Genomic DNA, 19968 nt, shown 5'->3' on the forward strand with positions numbered 1-19968 from the left:
TTATCAGTAATTTCGTATCGTGGAAAATTGTGCGAAATATAATTCTGCTTATTCAAGAACCCACTCCGCCAACTTCCCTGTCACTTCCGCCATCAGCACATTCTCGATATCCCTTGCCCCCGCCGAGCTGCACTTGGCGAGCACTGCCTTGACGATTGCCTGGTCGAAATCGAACTGCTTGCCGGTCGCCGCCTTGTAGCGCTCACGCAGTTTTTCCAGCTTGGCGACGACGATGCCTTCCAGCGTCGCTTCCTCCAGCGGTCGATAGGGCACCACCGTCATGCGCGCCAGGAAAGCCGCACGGAAGGCTTGCAGCAGCACCTTGCGCAGGCGTTCGTCGAACACCGGCGTGGCAATCTGGTCGGGAACGGTGTCCAGCAGCAGTTCGGCGCCGACGTTGCTGGTGGCGAGGATCACGGTGTTCTTGAAGTCCACCACCAGGCCGGTGCCGTCTTCCATCACGCCCTTGTCGAAGACGTTGTAGAAGGCTTCCAGCACGTCGGGGTGGGCCTTTTCGATTTCATCCAGCAGCACCACCGAGTAGGGGCGGCGGCGCACGGCTTCGGTTAGCACACCCCCGGTGCCGTAGCCGACGTAGCCGGGCGGGGCGCCCTTGAGCTGGCTGACGGTGTGGGCTTCCTGGTACTCGGAGAGGTTGATGCTGATGAGGTTGCGCTCGCCGCCGTAGAGGGCGTCGGCCAGGGCGTAGGCGGTCTCGGTCTTGCCCACGCCGGTGGGGCCGAGCAGGAGGAATACGCCCACCGGCTTGGCCGGGTCGGTGAGGCCGGCGCGGTAGGCCTGGATGCGCTGGGCAATGGTGCCCAGCGCGGCTCCCTGGCCCATCACCCGCTGGCCCATGCGCTGCGCCAGGGTACGGATGGCGTGGGCTTCATCGGCAAGCATCTTGCCCACGGGGATGCCGGTCCAGCCGGCGATCACTGCGGCCACGGTCTTCGAGTCGACCTGCTCGGGCACCAGCGGGTCGTCCTCGCGGATGGCGTCGAGGCCGGCTTCCAGGCGCGCCAGTTCGGCGGCCAGGTGGTCGATGCGGCCGTCGAGTTCTTCATCGGGCTTGGCGGCGTCGGCGCTCTCACTCAGGGTCAGCAGTTCGCGGCGTGATTGCAGCAGTTCGCGCACCGCCTCGCGTTCTTCGCCCCAGCGTTTTTCCAGGGCGCGGATGGACGACAGGTTGCCCACCGATTCCTGCTCCAGACCGGTGATGCGCGCGCTGTGGTCCAGGCCGGTGGCCTGTTCGCGGCGCAGGCGTTGCAGCTCTTCCTCCACCGCCAGTTCGCGGTGGCGCAGGTTTTCCAGGGCCGGAGGCACGTCATGCTGGGCCAGGGCGACACGGGCGCAGGCGGTGTCCAGCACGCTGATGGCCTTGTCCGGCAACTGGCGGCCGGAGATGTAGCGGTGCGAGAGCTTCACCGCGTCCTGGATGGCCACGTCCAGCACCTGCACGCCGTGGTGTTGTTCGAGCTTGGCGGCGACGCCGCGCAGCATATCCACGGCGGTGGCCTCGTCGGGCTCCTCGACCTGCACCAGCTGGAAGCGCCGGGCCAGCGCGGGGTCCTTTTCGAAGTACTTCTTGTATTCCAGCCAGGTGGTGGCGGCCAGGGTGCGCAGCTCGCCACGGGCCAGCGCCGGCTTGAGCAGGTTGGCGGCGTCGCTGCCGCCTTCCGCGCCGCCAGCACCGATCAGGGTGTGGGCTTCGTCGATGAACAGGATGATCGGATGCTCACTGCTGCGCACCGCATCGATCACGCCTTTCAGGCGCTGTTCGAACTCGCCCTTGATCCCGGCGCCGGCCTGCAGCAGGCCGAGGTCGAGCACGCGCAGCACCACGCCCTGCAAGGGCGGTGGCACCTCGCCGGCGGCGATGCGCAGGGCCAGGCCTTCCACCACGGCGGTCTTGCCGACGCCGGGGGCGCCGACCAGGATCGGGTTGTTCTGCCGGCGGCGCAGGAGGATGTCCACGCATTGGCGGATTTCGCCGTCGCGCCCGACGATGGGGTCGATGCGTCCGGCATGGGCATCGGCGGTGAGGTCCTGGGTGTACTGGTCGAGCACGCTGTCCTGGGCCGCTGCACCGGTGGGTGCGGCCTTGGCCGGGGTGCGTGCGCCGGGGGGCTGTTCGCGGGAGCCTTCGGTCCATTCCAGGAGCTTTTCACGCAGTGTCTCGTGGGGAATGCGCAGCAGCGACGAGGCGCTGTTGAGCAGCAGGGCACGGCGTTCCTCGCGGTCGAGCAGGGCGAGCAGCAGCAGTCCGGAGCGGATCGCCGGCTGACCGAGCACGCTGGCTTGTACCACCGCGTCTTCCAGCAGGCCGATGGTCTGTGGCGATAGCGCCGGGGTGCGCGTGCTGCCGATGCGGAACAGCTCCAGCGCCGTGTTGATCTCACCGACCAGCTGGTCGCGCTCAAGGCCGAAGCGCGGCAGCAGCCGAGCGAGGTCGCCGCCGTCGATGTCCAGCAGCTCCAGCAGCAGGTGCTCGATCTCGACGTAGTGGTGGGTGCGTTGCAGGCAGCGCTGCGCGGCGCGCTCCAGGGCGCGGCGGGATTCTGGGTTGAGGCGGCCGATCAGGCTGGCGAGGTCCATCAGGGCATCTCCGCGTGGCGCAGGGTCAGGTCGATGGGTTGTACGGCGCCGCCGCTGCGGCGCAGGCCGGTGTTCCAGTTCAGCCTCGGGGCATGGTTGCGGCCGAGGGCCAGCGGCCCGCTGGCGCGCACCAGCAGGCGCAGCCGGCAGTCGAGGTCGGGGCCGAAGTACAGCGCGCTCAGGTGGGCCAGCAGCGGATAGGCGATGCCGTCCGGGAAGAAGTGCCGCGCCGTGGCTTCGTCCAGCGGGCCGAGGCGCAGGTGGAAGCCGGCGTGTTCGTCCCACACGCGGGTGCCGGCGATGGCGTCGCGGCCGAGGCCCAGGTTGGCGCCCCCGCGTTGCAGCACGCTACGCCGGGCCGGCGGAATCTCGCGCCAGGCGCCGGCATAGGCCTCGCACTCGGCGGGGATGCCGAACTGTTCGCGGAGCATGGCGGCGAAGCCCACCAGCGAACGGCGATTGCCCGAGAAGTGCGCGCTGCGGGCGAGCACGCTGGCGTCGGGCAGCGCGCCGCGCTCATGCAGGCCGGCTGGCAGCAGGCCCACCAGGGCCCGCAGCGGGCGGCGCAGGGGCGCGGCGGCAGGGGGTTGGAAACCCACGGCCAGCCGGTGTTTGCGCAATACCCGGTAGAGCAGGCTGAGCAGGCGGTGCTGGAACAGGTCGAGGAATTCGGCGGGCGCGTGGTCCTTCTGCCGGGCGCGTTGCTGCAGCCATTCCTGGTAGGCGTAGGGCAGGGCACCGTCGGCGCCGCCCAGGCCGAAGATGGAAGTGCTCAGCAGCGGCCGGTCATCCTCGTCTTCCAGGGTATCGATCTGGCTGGGGGCGAACACCGGCGTCAGCGGGCCGCGCAGGCGCAGCGCTTCGGCGTCCGGACGGCTGCCGTGGCCCAGCGGCGTGGCCTGGGGCTGTTCGTGCTCGAGCAGCAGCAGCGCCTGCAGCCACTCGAAGCGGTGCGGCTCGGCGCGCAGGCGCCGGCTCAGAGAGTGAGGGGCTGGCCGGCCTGGGGTTGCCATCGGCAGATCTCCTGGTCCGATTGCACCAGCACCGTGCGCACGAAGCGGTTGGCATTGGCGTAGAGCGAAAAGAACTGCGCGAGCACGGCTCCGAACAGCACCGCACTGGCACCGACAAAGGCCTGGCGTTCCAGGTGTACGCGAACCTCCAGGCCGTTGCGCCAACCGCGCCAGGCGTCGCTGCCGACATGGTCGACCACGCGCGTGCAGTCCAGCCGGACCAGCCCGCCGATCTGCCGGGCGGCCAGCTTGTCTTCGCTGAAGTCGTGCAGCGTGAGGATTTCCCGCAGGGCATCGAGGGCCTGCGGACCCTCCACCAGCGACAGGTGGTTGAGCGTGAGCTGCGAGACCAGTTGCCAGCGCGAGGGGCCATCCAGTTCCGGCTGGCATTGCCGACTCGGTGCGCGCAACAGGCTGGCGCGGGCCACCGGTCCGGGGCGCTCGAAGGCCAGCTCGGTGCCGGCCGGCAGGTACTCGGCCAGGCTGCGGTTGGTGCACAGGAGTTCTGCGCTGAGGCTGTACTGAGGCGTTTCTTCCAGGGGTTGCAGGCCGGCGTCCACCAGGGTCAGCAACAGGTCGCTGCCGCGCCGATTGGGCGTCATGCCCTCGACCCGCCGCGCGTGCCAGTAGAGGCCGAACGCGCCGGGGCGGTGCTGGGTGCCGTGGTAGGGCGCGACCGCGACCACTCCGAGCGGGGTGCTGGCGCGCAGGGAGCGGATACTGTGGATCTCCACCGAGTTCTCGCGGTGGGCGTCGGCGATCAGGCGGTATTCGCTGCGCGTGCCATCCGGCCGCAGCGGCTCGGAGGTGCGCGGGAACAGGTTGATCGCCGGCACGCAGCCCAGCGCCAGGTCGCTGGCCTGCAGGGTCAGGCGGGCAGGGGCGGGGCGGTCGAAGAGGACATAAAGATAGAGCTGCTCGCCGCTGGCGCGCAGGCCTTCGAGTGGCAGGTCGAAGAAGGCGAACTTGTCGGGGAAGGCGAAGTACTCGGCGAGCAGGCGCAAGCCGGGATGCACGCGTTCGTCCTCCGGCAGCAGCGCCTGCTCGGCGGCGAAGCCGACCCGTTGCGGCAGGCCAGCCAGGCGTTGTGGCGGCGCCCCTTCGGCCTCGGCGACCAGGCCGCAGGCGTGGGCGCCTAGCAGATCATGGAGGGCGGCCTTGGCAACGGGGTTGGCGGCCAGGTGGATGCGCAGGCTGTCGATGTCTAGCGCAGCCCAGCCGTCCTTGTCGAGGCAGCGCAGGTCCAGGCGCAGGGCTCCGCGGACCCCGGCGCTGCCGGTGGCGGCCTGGGCTTCCTCGGCGCCGAGCAGCACGACTTCTTCGATGCGCAACGGCCACAGGGTGACGTCGTCGGTGGTGCGCCAGTGCAAGGTCTGGCCGCGCAGTTCTTCCGGCAGTTCGATGCGTTCCTGGCCCGGTACGCTGACGAACAACGGGGTGCCGCGCGGCAGGTGGAAGCCGGCATTCAGCTTGCCCTTGGCCGGGTCCGGCTCGAAGCACACCACGGCGCAGGAGGGCAGGGGCCGCAGGGCGATGGGGTAGAGCTGTTCGAGCAGTGCGTCGCTGAACTGGGCATAGTCGTCGTCCAGGCGTCGCTGCAGGCGCGCGGCAAGCAGGGCAAAACCTTCCAGGAGGCGCTCGACATGGGGGTCGCCGCACTCGCCGGGGCCCAGTTCCAGCCGGCGCGCCACCTTGGGATAGCGCGCGGCGAAACCGGCGCCGGCGTGGCGCAGCCAGGTCAGTTCGCGCTGGTAGTAATCCAGCAGTTCGGCATCAATCGAGTCGCTCATGGCGTACTTCCAGTGTTCCGCCAACGGGGATGAGTTCGAACAGAAGGGGCGCACGGCCGGCGTCCTGGCACAGATTGCCGAGCAGGCGTACGCGCAGGCGCTGCGGGTGCTGCGGATCGGCGTCGACCACGACTTCGCTCAGCCCCAGGCGTGGTTCGAAGCGGGTCACCGCGCGGCGGATCTCCCGGGCCAGGTGCAGGCGGTCGGCTTCGCGGCGGGGCTGCAGGGCCGTCCAGTCAGCAATGCCGTAAGCCAGGATGCCAACACCGTTGCCCACGGGACTGCGGCTATTGAACAGACGCGACAGCTCCTGCGCGACCGAGGCCGCCAGGGCGCGCTGGTCGAAGGCCGGTTCCGCCTCTCCGGCTTCGGAGAGACGGTCCAGCAGCGGTGGCCGAGCGATGCCGTGCAAGGCCCGGTGTCCTTAACTGGCCAGCTTGTTGGCGGCCATGTCCCAGGTCGAGGCGGCGGTGCCTTCCTTGCTGCCGTCGTCCTTTTGCGCCGTGAGCTCCCATTTGATCTTGGTGAAGTTCAACGACATTGTTTCCACCGGTTTGCCACCGGCGCCACCGCTGACGCTGACGTTGGACAGCACCACGTTGTTCAGGGTGTAGGTGATGAAGGGCATGATCTTGCCGTCGCCCTCGGCGGCGTTGCGGCCGATGGTCAGGGTGGCGGTGGGGATGGCCTTGCCGGAGCAGCAGTATTCGTTGAGCGTCGGGGTCGAGGTGTCGACGAACTTGGTCAGGGTGAATTCGCCGATGTGCGGCTTGCCGGAAGTGCGCTCCGAGTTGCTGACATCGTTGGTCACCTGCATGGCGACGTTGTGGCTGTACGACATGATTTCGATCTTGTTTTCGAAGCCGGCCAGCAGGCTGTCGCCCTTGATGTCGTCGCCCAGGTCGAGAAGTATCGCATCCATGGTGGAAAACTCCGCTGCTTGAAAGAGGTGGGATCAGGTGAAGGGGCCGCCCGCACGGGCGGCCCCCTGGCTCAGGCTGCGACCGGCGGCGGCAGGCTGGCTACCAGGCGGATCGAGGCGGTCAGCTCCTCGAGCTGGAAGTGTGGGCGCAGGAACACCGTGGCGCGGTAGACCCCTGGCTTGCCGGCGACTTCGCTGACATCCACGCGGGCTTCGCGCAGCGGGTACTGCGCCTTGATCTCCTGCGGGGCGTTGTCGTTGATCAGCACGTAGTCGGCGATCCAGTTGTTGAGGTAGGTCTGCACGTTGTCGCGGGTCATGAAGCTGCCCACCTTGTCGCGCATGATCACCTTCAGGTAATGGGCGAAGCGCGAGGCCGCCAGCACGTACGGGAGCATCGCCGAGAGCCGCGCGTTGGCGTTGGCCTCGTTGGTGTTGTACTGGCGCGGCTTGTTGGTGGACTGGCCGCCGAAGAACACGGCGAGGTCGGTGTTCTTCTTGTGGCACAGGGCGATGAAGCCCAGGTCGTTGAGCTCCTTCTCGCGGCGGTCGGTGATGGCCACCTCGGTCGGGCATTTGAGCGACAGGTCGCCCGCCTGGGTGCGGAAGGTGTGGGCCGGCAAGCCTTCGACGGCGCCGCCGCCTTCGCTGCCGCGGATCGCCGCGCACCAGCCGTACTTGCTGAAGGCTTCGGTGATGCGCTGGGCCATGACCCAGGCGGCGTTGCCCCAGAGGTACTTGGCGTGGTCGGTGCCGTCCACGTCCTCGATGAAGTTCATGCCTTCCACCGGCAGGGTTTCCGGGCCGTAGGGCAGGCGCACCAGGTAGCGCGGCAGGGCCAGGGAAACGTAGCGCGAATCCTCGCTCTCGCGGAACGAGCGCCACTTGATCAGCTCCAGGCTCTCGAAGACCTTGCTCAGGTCACGCGGCACCGCCAGCTCGGTGAAGCTGCCCATGTCGAACAGGCGCGGGCTGGCCGCAGCGATGAAGGGCGCGTGGGCCGCGGCGGCGACGTTGGAGAGTTTCTCCAGCAGGGCGATGTCCTGCGGGTGACGGCCGAAGGAGTAGTCGCCCACCAGCAGGCTGAAGGGGTGCCCGCCGAAGGTGCCGTATTCCTCTTCGTAGATTTTCTTGAACAGCGCGCTCTGGTCGAATTCGACGGCTTTCTCCAGGTCGTTCTGCAGGTCCTGCTGGCTGACGTTGAGCAGGCGCAGCTTGAGGCGCGAGCCGGTCTCGCTGTTCTGCACCAGCTGGTGCAGGCCGCGCCAGGAAGATTCGAGCTGCTGCAGTTCGGGGTGGTGCAGGATCTGGTTGAGCTGGGCGCTGATCAGTTCGTCGATGCGACCGATGCGCTCGTTGATCATGGCCACGGTGTCCTTGCTGACGGCCATGCCTTCGTCGAGGACCTGGGTGGCGAACTCCGCGAGCATGTCGCGGGCGTATTCCTGCTGGCTGTCATCGTGGGCCATGCGGCCGTCGGCGATGATGCGGTCGAGCAGGTCGAGGGTCTGGGTGCTGCCTTCGGCGCCTTGCGCCGCGGCGGAGCTGGGTTTGGCCATTGCTGTGCTCTCCTTGCGGGCGGGGTCAGGCTTGCGGTTCGGCAGGTGCTTCGCCTTCGTCGGCGGCGGCCTGGGCCGTGTCGTTGGCGGCGCCGGCATCGGCGGTCACCGGGTGGGTCGCGCGGATTTCCTGCAGGCCCTCGGTGTTGCTCACCACGTCCTGCAGCAGCTGGTCCAGCTCATCGTTGCCGTCGAGCTTGGTGAGCAGGTCGCGCAGGCGCTGGCGGGCTTCGAACAGGCGGCGCAGCGGTACGACCTGGTTGACGATGCTCACCGGGTCGAAGTCGTCGATGTGTTTGAAGTTCAGCTCGACGTTGAGCCGGCTGCCGTCGTTGCTCAGGGTGTTGTCGACCTGCAGCGCCACGCGCGGTCCGATGGACGAGAGCACGGCGTTGAAGTTGTCACGGTCGATCTCGGTGAAGCGGCGCTCGCCGAGCTTGGGCAGGGGAGCGACCGGCTTGCCGGAGAGGTCGGCGAGGATGCCCACGACCAGGGGCAGCTCCTTCTTCTCGATGGCGTTGCCGATTTCCACGTCGTAGGTGATCTGGACGCGGGGAGGGCGCACCCGGTCCAGTTTGTGCTGCGTGCTTTCTGCCATGCTGGCGAACTCCACTGCGTAGGAGACGGGCACGCCGCAGCGGGGCTCGCTGTCGTCGCGCTCCTTGGCTGGACCACACGACAGGAAGGGGGAATGCGATACAGGCCTGTCCTTGGCGATCCCATCTGGGCTCGTTGTCCACGAGCTAACCAAGCAAGCTAGATCAGGTTGCTAAAAACGCAAATCCGAAAATAATCTCTGACAGACATTTCACAAGGACGTTTCATGAAGTCGACGAAAGCCTGCCTCTGTGCTGTGCTCCTGGCAGTTCTCGGAGGCTGTTCCTGGTTCGGTCCGAAGGTCGATGTCGACCGTCTGACCCTCGACGTCGCGAGCAAGGCCAACGGCGATTCGCCCATCGCCGTGGACTTTGTCGCGGTGCAGGATGCGGACCTGCTCAAGCTGCTCTCGGCGATGAGCGCCAAGCAGTGGTTCAGTGACCGCGAACAGTACCGCCGCGACTACCAGAAGCAGCTCTCCGTGTGGAGCCTAGAACTGGTGCCCGGGCAGTTCATGGAGGCCAGGGACTTCCCCCTGGCCGGCAAGCCGGCTTCTGGACTTTTGGTCTTTGCCGGCTATAACACTCCCGGCGCCCATCGCATGCGCCTGGATCAGCAGCCCAACCTGTGGCTGCGTTTCGACAGCAGGGAGATGCGCCTGCTGAGTGCCGAGGAGCACTGAACCACCGCCTTGCCAGGCGGGCCCATGACAATCCAGGACGTCGAAGGGGGAGTGGTGTGAGAGTTCTGCCTGACGCAGTTTGTTGGCACGAAGGGATGCAACTGCTTCCCCAGCACTTCCAGCTCCAGGGCCTGCGCGCCGAAGTGCTGTCCGCGCGCCTGGCCCATGCGGCCAACCCCTGGTTCTGGGGGCTCGAACACCTGGAGCTGGACCCTTCCGCCCTGAGTACCGGCGTGGTGCGTATTCTCGCGCTGGAGGCGATCCTGCCCGACGGCCTGCCGGTCAGCCTGGGCCAGGGCGGCACGCTGGTGTTCGACGCCACGGCCGCCATCGCCGCGGCCGCCGACGCCAGCATCACCCTCTACCTCGCACTCAGCCCACTCGCCCGTGGCGGCCAGGTGCTGCCGCTCAAGGGCCGTCTGCAATCCTTGAGCGGGCCGGCCGTGCCGGACCTGGCCAGTGGCGAGAATCCCGAACCCGTCGTCGTCTGGCGCCCGGCCCTGCGCCTGGTGACCGAAGCGCAGCGCGCCGACTCGGTGTGCCTGCCGCTGCTGCGTGTCGGCAAGGACGCCGGTGGTTTCGTCGGCCTGCCTTACGTGGCGCCGACTCCGCGAATCGCACCGGCGTCGATGCTGGGGCAGGCGCTGGTGGCGCTGTGTGCCCATGCGCGGGAGAAATGCGTGTTTCTCGCCGGCCGCCTGCGCCAGGCGCAGCAGGCGGAGAACACCGAGGACAGCCAGGAAATCCGCCGCCAGCTGGCGGCGCTGTGGGCACGCCTGCCGGAACTGGAGGCCGCGCTCTACAGCGGCACAGCCAGCCCGGCACAGCTGCATGGCCTGCTGTGCGGAATGGCCGGCAGCTGGAGCGTGCTCGATCCGCTGGGCGGCGTCCCGGCCTTCCCGACCTTCGATTTCAACGAACTGCTGCGGACCTTCAACCCGGTGATCGAGTGGCTGGAAGTCACCCTCGGGCGCGTGCGCGCGGGCTACCGCAGCCTGGCTTTCGAACGGCTGGGCAACGACTTCGCGCTGGCCCTGCCGGACCTGCGTTCGCCGGTCCAGCGTCTGGTCATCGGCCTGCGCATGCCGCCCGGCTGCGGCGAGGAGCAGGCCCACGAGTGGCTGTCACGCTGCATCGTCGCCTCCGAATCCAGCCTGGCGATACTGGGGCGGCAGCGCATGTCCGGCCTGGAGCATCTGCCCATGAGCCGCGCCGAACAGATCGCCTACAGCGTGGGGGAAGACACCCACCTGTTCGTCGTGCAGGCGGAGGGCGACTGGTTCGATCCCGCCCAGCGCCTGTGCCTGCGGGCCGCTTCGGCGGGCAGCAGTGGCGGTGGCAGTCCCTGGCAGGTCGTGCTGTTCATCGTGGACGGCGCCAGCAGCGCCTGAGGCAGGGAAGCGAAGATGCTTGAAGGGAATCAGGCGATCTATCCGCCGTCGTTCGGCGAGGCCCCTCTCAGTGGCGCCTTCCAGGCCGCCTGGCTGGAGTGGCGCAGGCGCTGGGAAGAGCTGCGCGAATCCACCGGCGAGGACAGTGCGACGCTGGAGCGGGTCGCCGACGAAGCCCAGGCGGTGGTGCGTCGCCTGTGGCGCAGCGCCAATGCCAGCGTCGGCGATGCCGCCGGCGAGCAGGTGAAAGGCATGGTTTACGCCTTCGTCGCGCTGCTCGACGAAAGCCTGTTGTTCGATCCCTGGGATGGCCAGTCCGCGTGGCAGGAACGGCCGCTGGAATCCCGCCTGTATGGCACGCGCAATGCCGGGGAGCGGGTGCCCCAGGCGATACATCGCCTGCTGGATACCCGCGCACCGGGCACGCGTGATCTTGCCAACGTCTACCTGCAATGCCTGTTGCTGGGCTTCCACGGCAAGCTGCGCGGTCCGAAGGGCGAGGCGCTCCATGAGAAGTGGCGGCACGCGCTGTTCGCCCATGCCTGGCAGCGTGACGCCGAGGTGCCGGCGTTGCTCGAGACCCTGGCGCGCCCGGCCGCTGCAGTACCTCTGCGACTGCCGCTGCGGCGTGCGCTGCCCGACGGCTTGCGCCTGATGCTGATGGTTGTCGCCGGCGTCTTCCTGCTCATCGTCCTCGGCCATTGGCTGTGGAGCGACGTGCGCGGTGAACTGGCGCCCTTGCTCGACCTGGCTTGTGCGGCCGCCTTCCCGGAGCGGGTGGTTTGAGCGGCTGGCTGGTGCTGGCCCTGCTGTTGCTGCTGGTGGTGGCGCTGGCAGTCGCGGGGTTCCTCTGGCTGCGCAGCAAGGGGGGCGAAGCGGTACGCACCTTCTACCTGACCGTGCGGCAGATGGAGCAGGACCATGATGTCGCCGACCGCTACGACGTGCCCTGGTATCTCCTGCTGGGCGACCCGCTGCTGGGCGAGCGCCTGGCCGCGGACTGGAGCCTGGCTCCGGTGAACCGCCCGGCCTGGTTCGGTCGCTGGTGGGCCGATCAGGACGGCGCCTTGCTGGCGGTACCGCAGACCCTGTTCATGCCGGAAGAGAGCGCACCGTCGTCGCTGCAGCCCTGGCGGCGGCTGCTCGGCCTGCTGCTGCGGATGCGTCCGCGCCGTCCGCTGGACGGCGTGATCTGGGCGGTGCCGGCGGAGCGTCTGCTGGACCCGGCCAGCCTTGCCCAGGAGAGCATCCAGCTACGTCGGCGCTTCAACGACCTGTTGCAGCGGCTGGGGCTGAGCCTGCCGGTCTACGTGGTGGTGACCGGGCTGGAAGCGCTCGATGGTTTCGCCGAACTTCGCGCGGCGCTGCCGGCCGAGGTTCGCGAGCGGCCTCTGGGCTGGGCCTCGCCCTTGCAAGTGGATGCGGCCTGGCAGGGCGAGCACCTGGAGCGCGGCTTCGATCAGGTATTGCAGGCGCTGCAGGCGGCGATCCTCGAAGCGGGAGTGCTCAAGGGGCAATTGAGCGAGGCGCTGTATCGCTTCCCGCAGGCGCTGGAGGGCCTGCGCGAAGGTCTGCGCCAGCGCCTGGAACCGGTCTTCCAGGGAAATGCGCTGGGTGAGGCGCCACGCTTGCGCGGCCTGTACTTCAGTGGCGCGTACCGCATGGCTCCCAGTGCTGACGACTGGGCGCTCTCGGCGCGGGAGGAGGCACCCGCGCAATTGCTGTTCAGCCAACATCTCTGGCAATCGCGCCTGCTCGCCGAGCGCGGACTGGCCCAGGCTGTGCCGCGAGTCCTGCGCCTGCGCCAGCGTTCGCAGCGCGTGCTGGGGGCGGTGGCTGGCGTGGTCGGCGTCTGCTGGCTATTGGGGATGCTCTGGGTCTGGCACGTGGATTCCCGCGAGGCGCAGGCGCTGGGGCAGCGCATCCTGTCCATGCAGCGCGGGCAGGTCGAAGGCGAGGCGGTCGGCGCCTCGGCGGAGGAGGCCGCCCGGCAACGCCTGCAGGCCTACTGGGCGCTGCTGCAGGCCGCGCCGCGCTGGCACTTCAGCTCACTGGTGTATCCGAGCTCCTGGTTCTCCGGTTTCGACGAGCACATGGATGAACTGCTGCGAGACCTGACCCGCCGCGAAGTGCTTGTGCCCCTGCAGCAGGCGCAGGCCGCCGAGCTGGTCCGGCTGCGCGCCATCCGCAGTAGCGAACGCCGCGCCAACGTGCAGAGCGACAGCCCCGAGCAGTGGCCGAACTTCGTTGCCGCTCGCGACCTGGCCCACAGCGTGCTGGCCTTCGAGCAGCGCAACCGCTGGTACACCGAGCTGCGCGCCGGCACTTCGAAGAACGCTCTGGAAAGCCTCGGCAAACTGGGCGAACAGGCTTACGGCCTGACGCTCGAACCAGCCTCCCTGCGTAACGCCGGCTACCTGCAGTCGGTGCTCGGCCAGGGCATCCCCGATGCTCCGGCGCCAGTCGACCCCGGCCCGCGCGAGGGCCAGTTGGCGCGCAACTTCGACGATCTGATGAGCCTCTGGCTCGACCAGTTCTTCCTCGCCGACAACTTCGTGCGCCCGGCCGGCTTCCTGCGTCTGCACCTGAACGAACTCAAGGCGCGGCAGGGCAACAGCCTCGAAGAGCTGGAAGAGACCGCCGCGCAGATCGACGCACTGCGCAACATGGTGGCCCTGACCAACGCGGCCTGGAGCCACGGCAATGCCCAGGAGATCGTGCCGGGCTTTCGCGCGATGCTCGACGACGTACGCCAGTCCTACCTGCTCGGCCCCTCGGCGGAGGCGCGGGTAACCAGCCAGGCCAGCAAGCTGCAGCGCGCCTTCCACGACCAGTGGATCTCCGCCGCCGGTTCCCGCGACAACCTGCTGCAACTGCAGCCCGGTGGCACGCTGGCGCTGCAGGAGCATGTGGTGGCGCTGGGCAGCACCATCGAATCGCTGTTGCGCCAGGACTTCGCCGGCACCGCCCTGAGCAAGGGCGCGCAGGACATCGATCCGCGCGGGCTGGGCAATCTCGATGCCCACTCGCTGAACGCTGCCCTGGCGTACTACGCCAGCTACCGCAAGTACAGCGAGCAGGAGCAGGCGCGGATTCCGGCCGAGTACCGTGACGCCCTTGCCGAGAGTGCCGCCGCCGCTGCCGCCAGCGCTATGTGGAGCAGCCTGACGCAATCCGTTCTGGCCAGTGGCGCGCCCGTGAAGAACACGTTCGACGTTCCTCTGGAGCAAGCCGAGCAGGTTCGTTCGGCCCTGGAATCCGTGCAGCGGAGCGATCTGGCGAACGCACTGGACAGCCACCTGACCCGTGGTGCGCTGGCCGACGTCGACGGCGTGTTGAAGTCGATCGATGCGTTGCCACTGTTCCGCGTTCGCTCGGAGCCATCCGGTTGGGATGGCACGCGCAACTTCGGCCTGCAGCTGTACCGCTCCACCGACACCCAGGACCTCAAGCGCAACCTCGCCCAGCAGTTCGAGACCATGCTCGCCCTGAGCGAAGAGCACGAGCCGGCGCTGACCTGGCTGCGTGACCGGGGCAACCTCGGCTTCTCCGACCAGGACAAGGTGCGGCGCTTCACCGACCTCAGCGATGAGCTGGTCAAGTACAAGGCGCAGAACCCGACCAGCTCGCCGATGTTGCTCGACCAGCTGGTGACCCGCGACTTCGTGGAAATGGACGCCGCCAGCTGCGGCAACATCCTGCGTACCTCCGCGCTGGCGGCCGGACAGGGCGACGTGGCGCGCTTCACCCGTGGTCTGCACGGCCAGGCGCAGCAACGCTGCCTGGAGCTGCAGCAGAAGGATGCCGCCCAGGCCTGGGCGGCCATCGCGGACTACTTCAACCAGTACCTGGCCAATCGCTTCCCCTTCGCCTACAGCCTGCAGGCCGAGGACGCCGACCCGGCGCGGGTGCAGCACCTGGTCGAGTTGCTCGACCAGAACCTGGAGCGGGCCCAGGCCGGCCTCAAGCTCAGCCAGTCGGTCGACCGCGTGGCGGCCGCGGATTTCCTCCAGCGCCTGCAGTTGGCCAAGGCCTGGATGGGCCCCCTGTTCCAGCGCGACAAGGGCGGGGCGCAAGGCGTCGACCTCGACGTGCGCTGGCGTACCGACCGCGAGGCCGAGCGTGGTGCCGACCAGGTGATCGCCTGGACGCTCTACGCGGCGGACCGCCCGCTGAGCTTCCCCGGCAGCGATAGCCAGCGCCTGCACTGGAATGTCGGCGAGCCGATGAAGCTGTTGCTGCGCTGGGCCAAGGACAGCCCGCAACGGCCGGATATCGACCCGCAGCAGGCAAGCATGGCCGTGGCGGACCTGGAAGTGGGCTGGGAGTACGGCGGCCCCTGGGCGCTGATGCGCCTGCTGCGTTCGCACCTGATCCTGCAGCGCCAGCCCAGCGCCGACTACACCGACTTCCCGCTCGCGTTGCAGGTGCCGGTCCGTGCGCCGAACAGTCGCGAGCCCGAGGCGCGGATGTTCCTGCGCGTGTCCCTGATGACCCAGGACGCCAAGCAGCCGCTGTCCGTCCAGCCCTTGCCCGTACGCGCGCCGCGCACGCCCTTCAGCGGGGTCGGCGTGGCGTCCTTTGCCGGCGCCCAGGAGTTGCCATGATTTCAGACGAGGCGCTGCAAGCGCTCCTGCAACCGCTGTCGGGCGAGTCGCCCTGCGGGGAGTCGCTGCGCCATGACCCGCTGATGGACCGCCTGCGCGAGCTGCGTCGCGAGGAGGATACCGAGCTGCCGGCCGGTGTCTGGCAGGCCGAGCCCAAGCGCGCGGACTGGTTGGCGCTGGCGGAGCTCGCCGAGGAGTTGCTGGCGCGGCGCAGCAAGGACCTGACCATCGCCGGTTTTCTGGGCGAGGCCTGGATAGTCACCCACGGCCCTGCGGGCCTCGCCGCCGCACTGGGCCTGCTGGCCGGTCTTTGCGATGCGTTCCCTGAACAGCTGCACCCGCAGGCCACCGACGGTGACCAGGAGTGGCGTGCGGCGCCGCTCGCCTGGTTGGCGCGGCGCTACACCGAACTCCTGCTCACCCGCGTGCCGCTGTGCAGCGGCTGGCCGAAGACCACCCTGCATGGCTGGCAGGAACTGCAGCGACGACAGGTGCAGGCCAGCGACAACAAGGTCGACAAGGTGGCGGCGGAGAACGCGCGACAGGAGCAGAAACGGCTAAACGAATCGATCCGCAGCGGTGCGGTGGATGGCTGGGCGGCGACGCTGGCCCAGTTGAACAGTGCGGCCGCTCACCTGCGACGCCTGGATGCCTGGTGTGACCTCCAGCTCGGCGATGCCGCACCGAGCCTGCACCAACTCGCCGCGTCCATCGACGCTTTCAGCAACGTCATCCAGGGATGCAAGGCCATGGCCCCGCAAGATTACGTACCTGCCGCCGCAGCGGAAAACCCCGCGGTGCCGGAATCGGTTTCCGTGTCGGCTTCCCCGCTTCCCGCCGGCGGCGCTCCGCAGAACCGCGAAGAGGCCTACCGGCAGCTCACCGCCATCGCCGAGTACCTGGCGCGCACCGAGCCGCACAGCCCGGTGCCCTACATCATTCGTCGGGCGGTGGAGTGGGGCGGCATGCCGCTGAGTGCGCTGATGGACGAACTGGTCCACGCCGACCCCGAGGCTCGCCGGGTCTGGGTCATGCTGGGCGTGTTGCGCTGAGCGGGTAGCAGGTCGGTGCCATCGTCAGTGACCGCAGGCATCGAGGCATTGCCGCGCGTGGCGCTGGTCCGGTGAGTCGAAACCCTCGGTGAAGCGCTGGTAGACCGGCTCCAGCAGTTGCCGCGCGGCTTGCGGTTGTCCCTGCGCACTCCACAGCTGCGCCAGGCAGGTGGCCGAGCGCAGCTCCCAGGCCAGTGCACCTTGTTCCTGCGCCAGTGCCAGGGCGCGGGTCAGCAGGGTTTCGCCGCCGAGCAGGGATTCGCGGTCGCCGCGCGCCAGCAGGGTGACTGCCTCGTTGCGCAGGATTTCCGCGGCGCACCAGCCTGCCGCGCCGGTTCGTGCGCGCATCAGCTGCGCCTGATCGGAGGGCAGGAGGCGACCGCCGAGGGTCTGCACGATGTCGCGCACCAGGCCGACGGCGGGTGCCGTGGCGCCCGCCGTTTCTTCGAGCTGCATGGCCCACGCATAGTGCCGCGCCCAGTCGGTGAACAAGGGCACGCGGTGGCGCTCGGCGACTTCGATCATCTGCCGCACGCGGCGGCGCGCCTTGTCGAACTCGCCGTTGTAGAAGGCGATGACGCAGCCGGCCACCGCGAGGCTATAGGCGATGGAGGCGCTGTGGTCGATCTCGCAGGCCAGCTCGATGGCCTGTGTCGCCATGCGCTCCGCCTGCTCGGGAAAGCCGCGCAACCAGAGCGTGCGCGCCTGGGTGGCAAGGGAGGCGACCTGCTGGTCGTACTGCACGCCCAGGCAAGGGGCGAAGCGGTTGGCCCGGCGCTGCCGCTCCAGTCGCTGCAGCACTTCATCGCCGACGGCCTGGGCGCTTACCTGATTGCCCGAGTAATGCAGCGCCAGCACCTTCAGGCGCAGGGCGCTGGTGGCCAGCATCTCGCCCTGGCCGTCGCTCAGCCGGTCGAAGTGCCGGCTCTGCTCGGCTGCCTGCTGGTACTGGCCGGCCCACAGCAGCACGGCCAGGCCGCCGGACAGCGCGGTGAGTTCCCCGTTGCGGTCGCCGATCTGCCGGGCGAGGTAGCGGGCGTTCTGGAAGGCCTCGTCTGCCTGGCTGTTGCGCACGTCATGGTAGGTCGTGTTGCCCAGCGCCAGCTCCAGGCGCATGGCCAGTTGCAGCGATGAAGCGGATTCGGCACTGAGCAGGCCGAGTGCCGCGCTCACATAGGGCCCATATTCGTGCAGCAGGGACAGCTCCTGCCACAGCGGCGCCGAGCAGGCCGCGAGGTGAATTGCCTGGGTGTGCCGGACGTCCGCATGCAGGCCCCAGTCGAGGGCGGCGCGAACCTCCGCGAGCCACGGCGAATGTTGCTCCAGCCAGCCCAGCGAGGCGGACCTTTCCCATTCGTTCTGCGCGGCCTGCATCGCGCTTTGGCACAGCTGCAGATGGCGTTCGCGGGCTTCGTGCAGTTCGCCGGCAGCCTGGAGCTTCTCCAGTGCATGCAGACGGGTGGGTTCGAGCAGACGGTAGGTGACCTCGTCGCTGCGAATCTCGGTGGTCAGCAGCGACTTGGCGGTCAGCTGGTTCACCAGCACGAAGGCCGCGCCCAGGTCCGCCGGCTGGCCGAGGACGGCGGCGATGGAGCCCAGCGTGAAGCTGCCGCGAAATACGCTCAGCCTGCGCAGGCAGGATTGCTCCGCGGGGCGCAGCAGCGTGTAGCTCCAGTCGAGCATCGCGCGTAGGTGTTCGTGGCGGCCGGACGTTTCCTCGGTCGGCAGCGGCAGGTCCAGGTAGCCGTCCTGCAACAGCGCGTCGATGCTGCCGTCGGCCTGCCCCAGGTGGCCGGCGGCCAGTTCCAGCGCCAGCGGAATGCCCTCCAGGCGCCGGCAGATTTCGCCGACGCGGGGCAGGTCCTCGGGGCGGAACTCGAAGTCTTCGTGGGCCTCCTTCGTCCGCTCGATGAGCAGCGCGACGGCGGGGTAGGCGAGGGCGCTCTCGACGCTGCCGACCTGCACCGGCGGGCAACCGAGCGGCCGCAGCGGCAGGATGTATTCGCCGGTGGCGCGCAGGCTTTCGCGGCTGGTGGCGAGGATGTGGATCTGCGGCGCGTGGCGCAGCAGGCACTCGACCAGGTGCGCGGCCGCCTCGATCAGGTGCTCGCAGTTGTCGATGAGCAGCAGCATCTGCCGGTCGGCGATCTGGCTGCAGAGATGCTCCAGCGATTCGCCGGCCAGCCCCGCAATGCCCAGCGCGCAGGCGAGCGTGCTGTTCAGCGGCCGCGCGTCCTGCAGCTGGGTGAGGTCGAGCATGCGGATGCCGTGGGGATACTGGCCGATGAAACGCTCGGCGGCCTGCAGGGCGAGGCTGGTCTTGCCGATGCCGCCACAGCCCACCAGGCTGATGCAGCGACGCCGCGGCAGCTCGGCGAGCAGACGCTCCAGCTCGGCCTCGCGGCCCAGCAGGCGATTGCGCCGGGGCGGCAGGTTGTGATTCGCCGCCTGGCCCTGATCAGTCGCAGGCGTCGACTTTGCCGAGGCCATCAGCGGTTCGACGAAGCTGTAGCCGCGCAGTGCGATCGTGACGATGAAGCGCCGCCCGTTCTGCCCGTCGCCCAGTGCCTTGCGCAGGGCGGTCATGTGTACCCGCAGGTTGCCTTCGTCGATGTCCTGGCCGGGCCAGACTCGGGCCAGCAGCTCGCGTTTGCTGACCACCTGGCCGGCGTGCTCCAGCAGTGTCAGCAGGATGTCCAGCGCGCGCTGGCCGAGGCGCACAGGGCGGCCGGCTTCGAGGAGCACTCGGGAGGCGGGGTAGATCTGGTAGGGGCCGAAAAGAAGCACGGTTTCGACCGTGGCCACGGGCTCGGGGGTCATCGTCTGGTATTCGCTTTCGCACGCTGGGGGCAGGTTTCACGCCGGTCCGGGCATCAGCCCTGGGGGCACAGGTCCATCGACTCTCCGGTCGATTGGCCATTCTTCTGTGAACGGTAGTCAGGGTAAACGACGGCTCGGCGTTGAGCCATCCTGCGCCGGACGTGGAGATTTGCCGGCGGGGTTAATAACGATTAACGCCGGGTCAGCCGCGGCGTTGCCCAACGGCACGGAACCGGTGTGCCGAGTTGGCCGGCCTTCTGCCGTGGAGGCCGCGCGGGGCAAGGCACGGCAGCTGATTGCCCGTGCGCTGGCCGAGTTGGCAGGCGACCATGCGGGCCCTGGGCACCTTCGCTCCCGGCCGTCGAACCGCTGCTGTTCCTCTGCTGCGGATTAATGCGGTTTAACCAGCTTTAACTCGCCGGTACCCCTGTGCCCACAAAGAATGGTCCCCAGATCGCAGGGGAGGGACCAGCATGCTTCAGAGATTCATCAGCCAGATTCCAGTGGACGCCCCCAAGCGCGACCTGGCCCCCTGGCAGAAGGAGCGCGCCCAGGCGCTGCTGCTCAAGCATCTGGACAGCGGCATCACGGTCAGCGACCTGGCCGCCGCCTGTGCGCTGTCGCGCAGCGATTTCACCCGCAAGTTCAAGGTCACCACCGGGCATTCGCCCCAGGCCTGGATGCGAATCCAGCGGGTGGAGAAGGCCAAGCAACTGATGCGCGAATCGACCTTCCCGCTGGCGGAGATCGGCCTGCAATGCGGCTTCTGCGACCAGGCGCATTTCTGCCGGATCTTCTACCGCATCGAAGGCGTCACGCCCCTGAGCTGGCAGCGACGCTTCTTCGAGGTGGAGCGCGAATCCACCTGGCGACACGCGGGTTAGCCCGATCACCGGCCGGCATCTTTGCGTTTGGTCGTTCTGAAAATGGAACGCTA

Annotated in this window: 14 protein-coding genes; 6 read left to right on the top strand and 8 right to left on the bottom strand. The window is 68.4% G+C overall.

Going from position 1 to position 19968, the window contains the following annotated elements:
- Positions 1-48: 48 nt before the first annotated feature.
- From tssH to tssB, 7 genes are all read right to left on the bottom strand, one after another.
- Positions 49-2598 carry a type VI secretion system ATPase TssH gene (gene tssH / locus UB43_RS05585; protein WP_045209407.1) on the bottom strand — a complete coding sequence of 850 codons (2550 nt, stop codon included), beginning with the start codon at positions 2596-2598 and terminating at the stop codon, positions 49-51.
- Entirely contained in the window at positions 2598-3611 is a 1014-nt protein-coding gene (tssG, locus tag UB43_RS05590; protein WP_045209409.1) for a type VI secretion system baseplate subunit TssG, read from the bottom strand. Before tssG ends, tssH begins: the two co-directional genes overlap by 1 nt.
- Positions 3575-5401 carry a type VI secretion system baseplate subunit TssF gene (gene tssF / locus UB43_RS05595; protein ID WP_045209411.1) on the bottom strand — a complete coding sequence of 609 codons (1827 nt, stop codon included), beginning with the start codon at positions 5399-5401 and terminating at the stop codon, positions 3575-3577. Before tssF ends, tssG begins: the two co-directional genes overlap by 37 nt.
- Positions 5385-5813, bottom strand: a complete 429-nt coding sequence (gene tssE, locus UB43_RS05600) for a type VI secretion system baseplate subunit TssE (RefSeq protein ID WP_045209412.1) — start codon at positions 5811-5813, stop codon at positions 5385-5387. Before tssE ends, tssF begins: the two co-directional genes overlap by 17 nt.
- 12 nt (positions 5814-5825) lie before the next feature.
- Positions 5826-6323, bottom strand: a complete 498-nt coding sequence (locus tag UB43_RS05605; RefSeq protein WP_045209415.1) for an Hcp family type VI secretion system effector — start codon at positions 6321-6323, stop codon at positions 5826-5828.
- Positions 6324-6394: 71 nt separating this feature from the next.
- A complete protein-coding gene (gene tssC / locus UB43_RS05610) occupies positions 6395-7882 on the bottom strand; it encodes a type VI secretion system contractile sheath large subunit (RefSeq protein ID WP_045209417.1) in 1488 nt (495 codons plus the stop codon).
- 25 nt (positions 7883-7907) lie between these two features.
- Positions 7908-8480: a type VI secretion system contractile sheath small subunit gene (gene tssB / locus UB43_RS05615; RefSeq protein ID WP_045209458.1), complete on the bottom strand. Its 573-nt coding sequence runs from the start codon at positions 8478-8480 to the stop codon at positions 7908-7910.
- A 225-nt stretch (positions 8481-8705) separates the two neighbouring features.
- On the opposite strand from tssB, the gene UB43_RS05620 reads away from it, so the two are divergent.
- From UB43_RS05620 to tssA, 5 genes are read left to right on the top strand one after another with little or no spacing between them, the layout of a single operon-like run.
- The gene (locus UB43_RS05620; protein ID WP_045209420.1) at positions 8706-9161 is read left to right on the top strand and encodes a hypothetical protein; all 456 of its coding nucleotides are present in this window, start codon (positions 8706-8708) and stop codon (positions 9159-9161) included.
- A gap of 56 nt (positions 9162-9217) precedes the next feature.
- A complete protein-coding gene (gene tssK / locus UB43_RS05625; RefSeq protein WP_045209422.1) occupies positions 9218-10552 on the top strand; it encodes a type VI secretion system baseplate subunit TssK in 1335 nt (444 codons plus the stop codon).
- A gap of 15 nt (positions 10553-10567) precedes the next feature.
- Entirely contained in the window at positions 10568-11338 is a 771-nt protein-coding gene (locus UB43_RS05630) for a DotU family type IV/VI secretion system protein (RefSeq protein ID WP_045209425.1), read from the top strand.
- Positions 11335-15159, top strand: coding sequence for a type VI secretion protein IcmF/TssM N-terminal domain-containing protein (locus UB43_RS05635; protein WP_045209427.1), 3825 nt, complete (start codon positions 11335-11337; stop codon positions 15157-15159). The genes UB43_RS05630 and UB43_RS05635 overlap by 4 nt, the downstream gene beginning before the upstream one ends.
- On the top strand, positions 15156-16211 hold the full coding sequence (gene tssA / locus UB43_RS05640) for a type VI secretion system protein TssA (RefSeq protein ID WP_045209428.1): 1056 nt from the start codon (positions 15156-15158) through the stop codon (positions 16209-16211). The genes UB43_RS05635 and tssA overlap by 4 nt, the downstream gene beginning before the upstream one ends.
- Positions 16212-16235: 24 nt before the next feature.
- On the opposite strand, the gene UB43_RS05645 is transcribed toward tssA, so the two are convergent.
- Positions 16236-19031: a winged helix-turn-helix domain-containing protein gene (locus UB43_RS05645; RefSeq protein ID WP_045209429.1), complete on the bottom strand. Its 2796-nt coding sequence runs from the start codon at positions 19029-19031 to the stop codon at positions 16236-16238.
- Between the two features lie 473 nt (positions 19032-19504).
- On the opposite strand from UB43_RS05645, the gene UB43_RS05650 reads away from it, so the two are divergent.
- On the top strand, positions 19505-19915 hold the full coding sequence (locus tag UB43_RS05650; RefSeq protein WP_045209432.1) for a helix-turn-helix domain-containing protein: 411 nt from the start codon (positions 19505-19507) through the stop codon (positions 19913-19915).
- Positions 19916-19968 lie beyond the last annotated feature (53 nt).

This window comes from Pseudomonas sp. 21 (assembly GCF_000955805.1).
Classification (GTDB): domain Bacteria; phylum Pseudomonadota; class Gammaproteobacteria; order Pseudomonadales; family Pseudomonadaceae; genus Pseudomonas.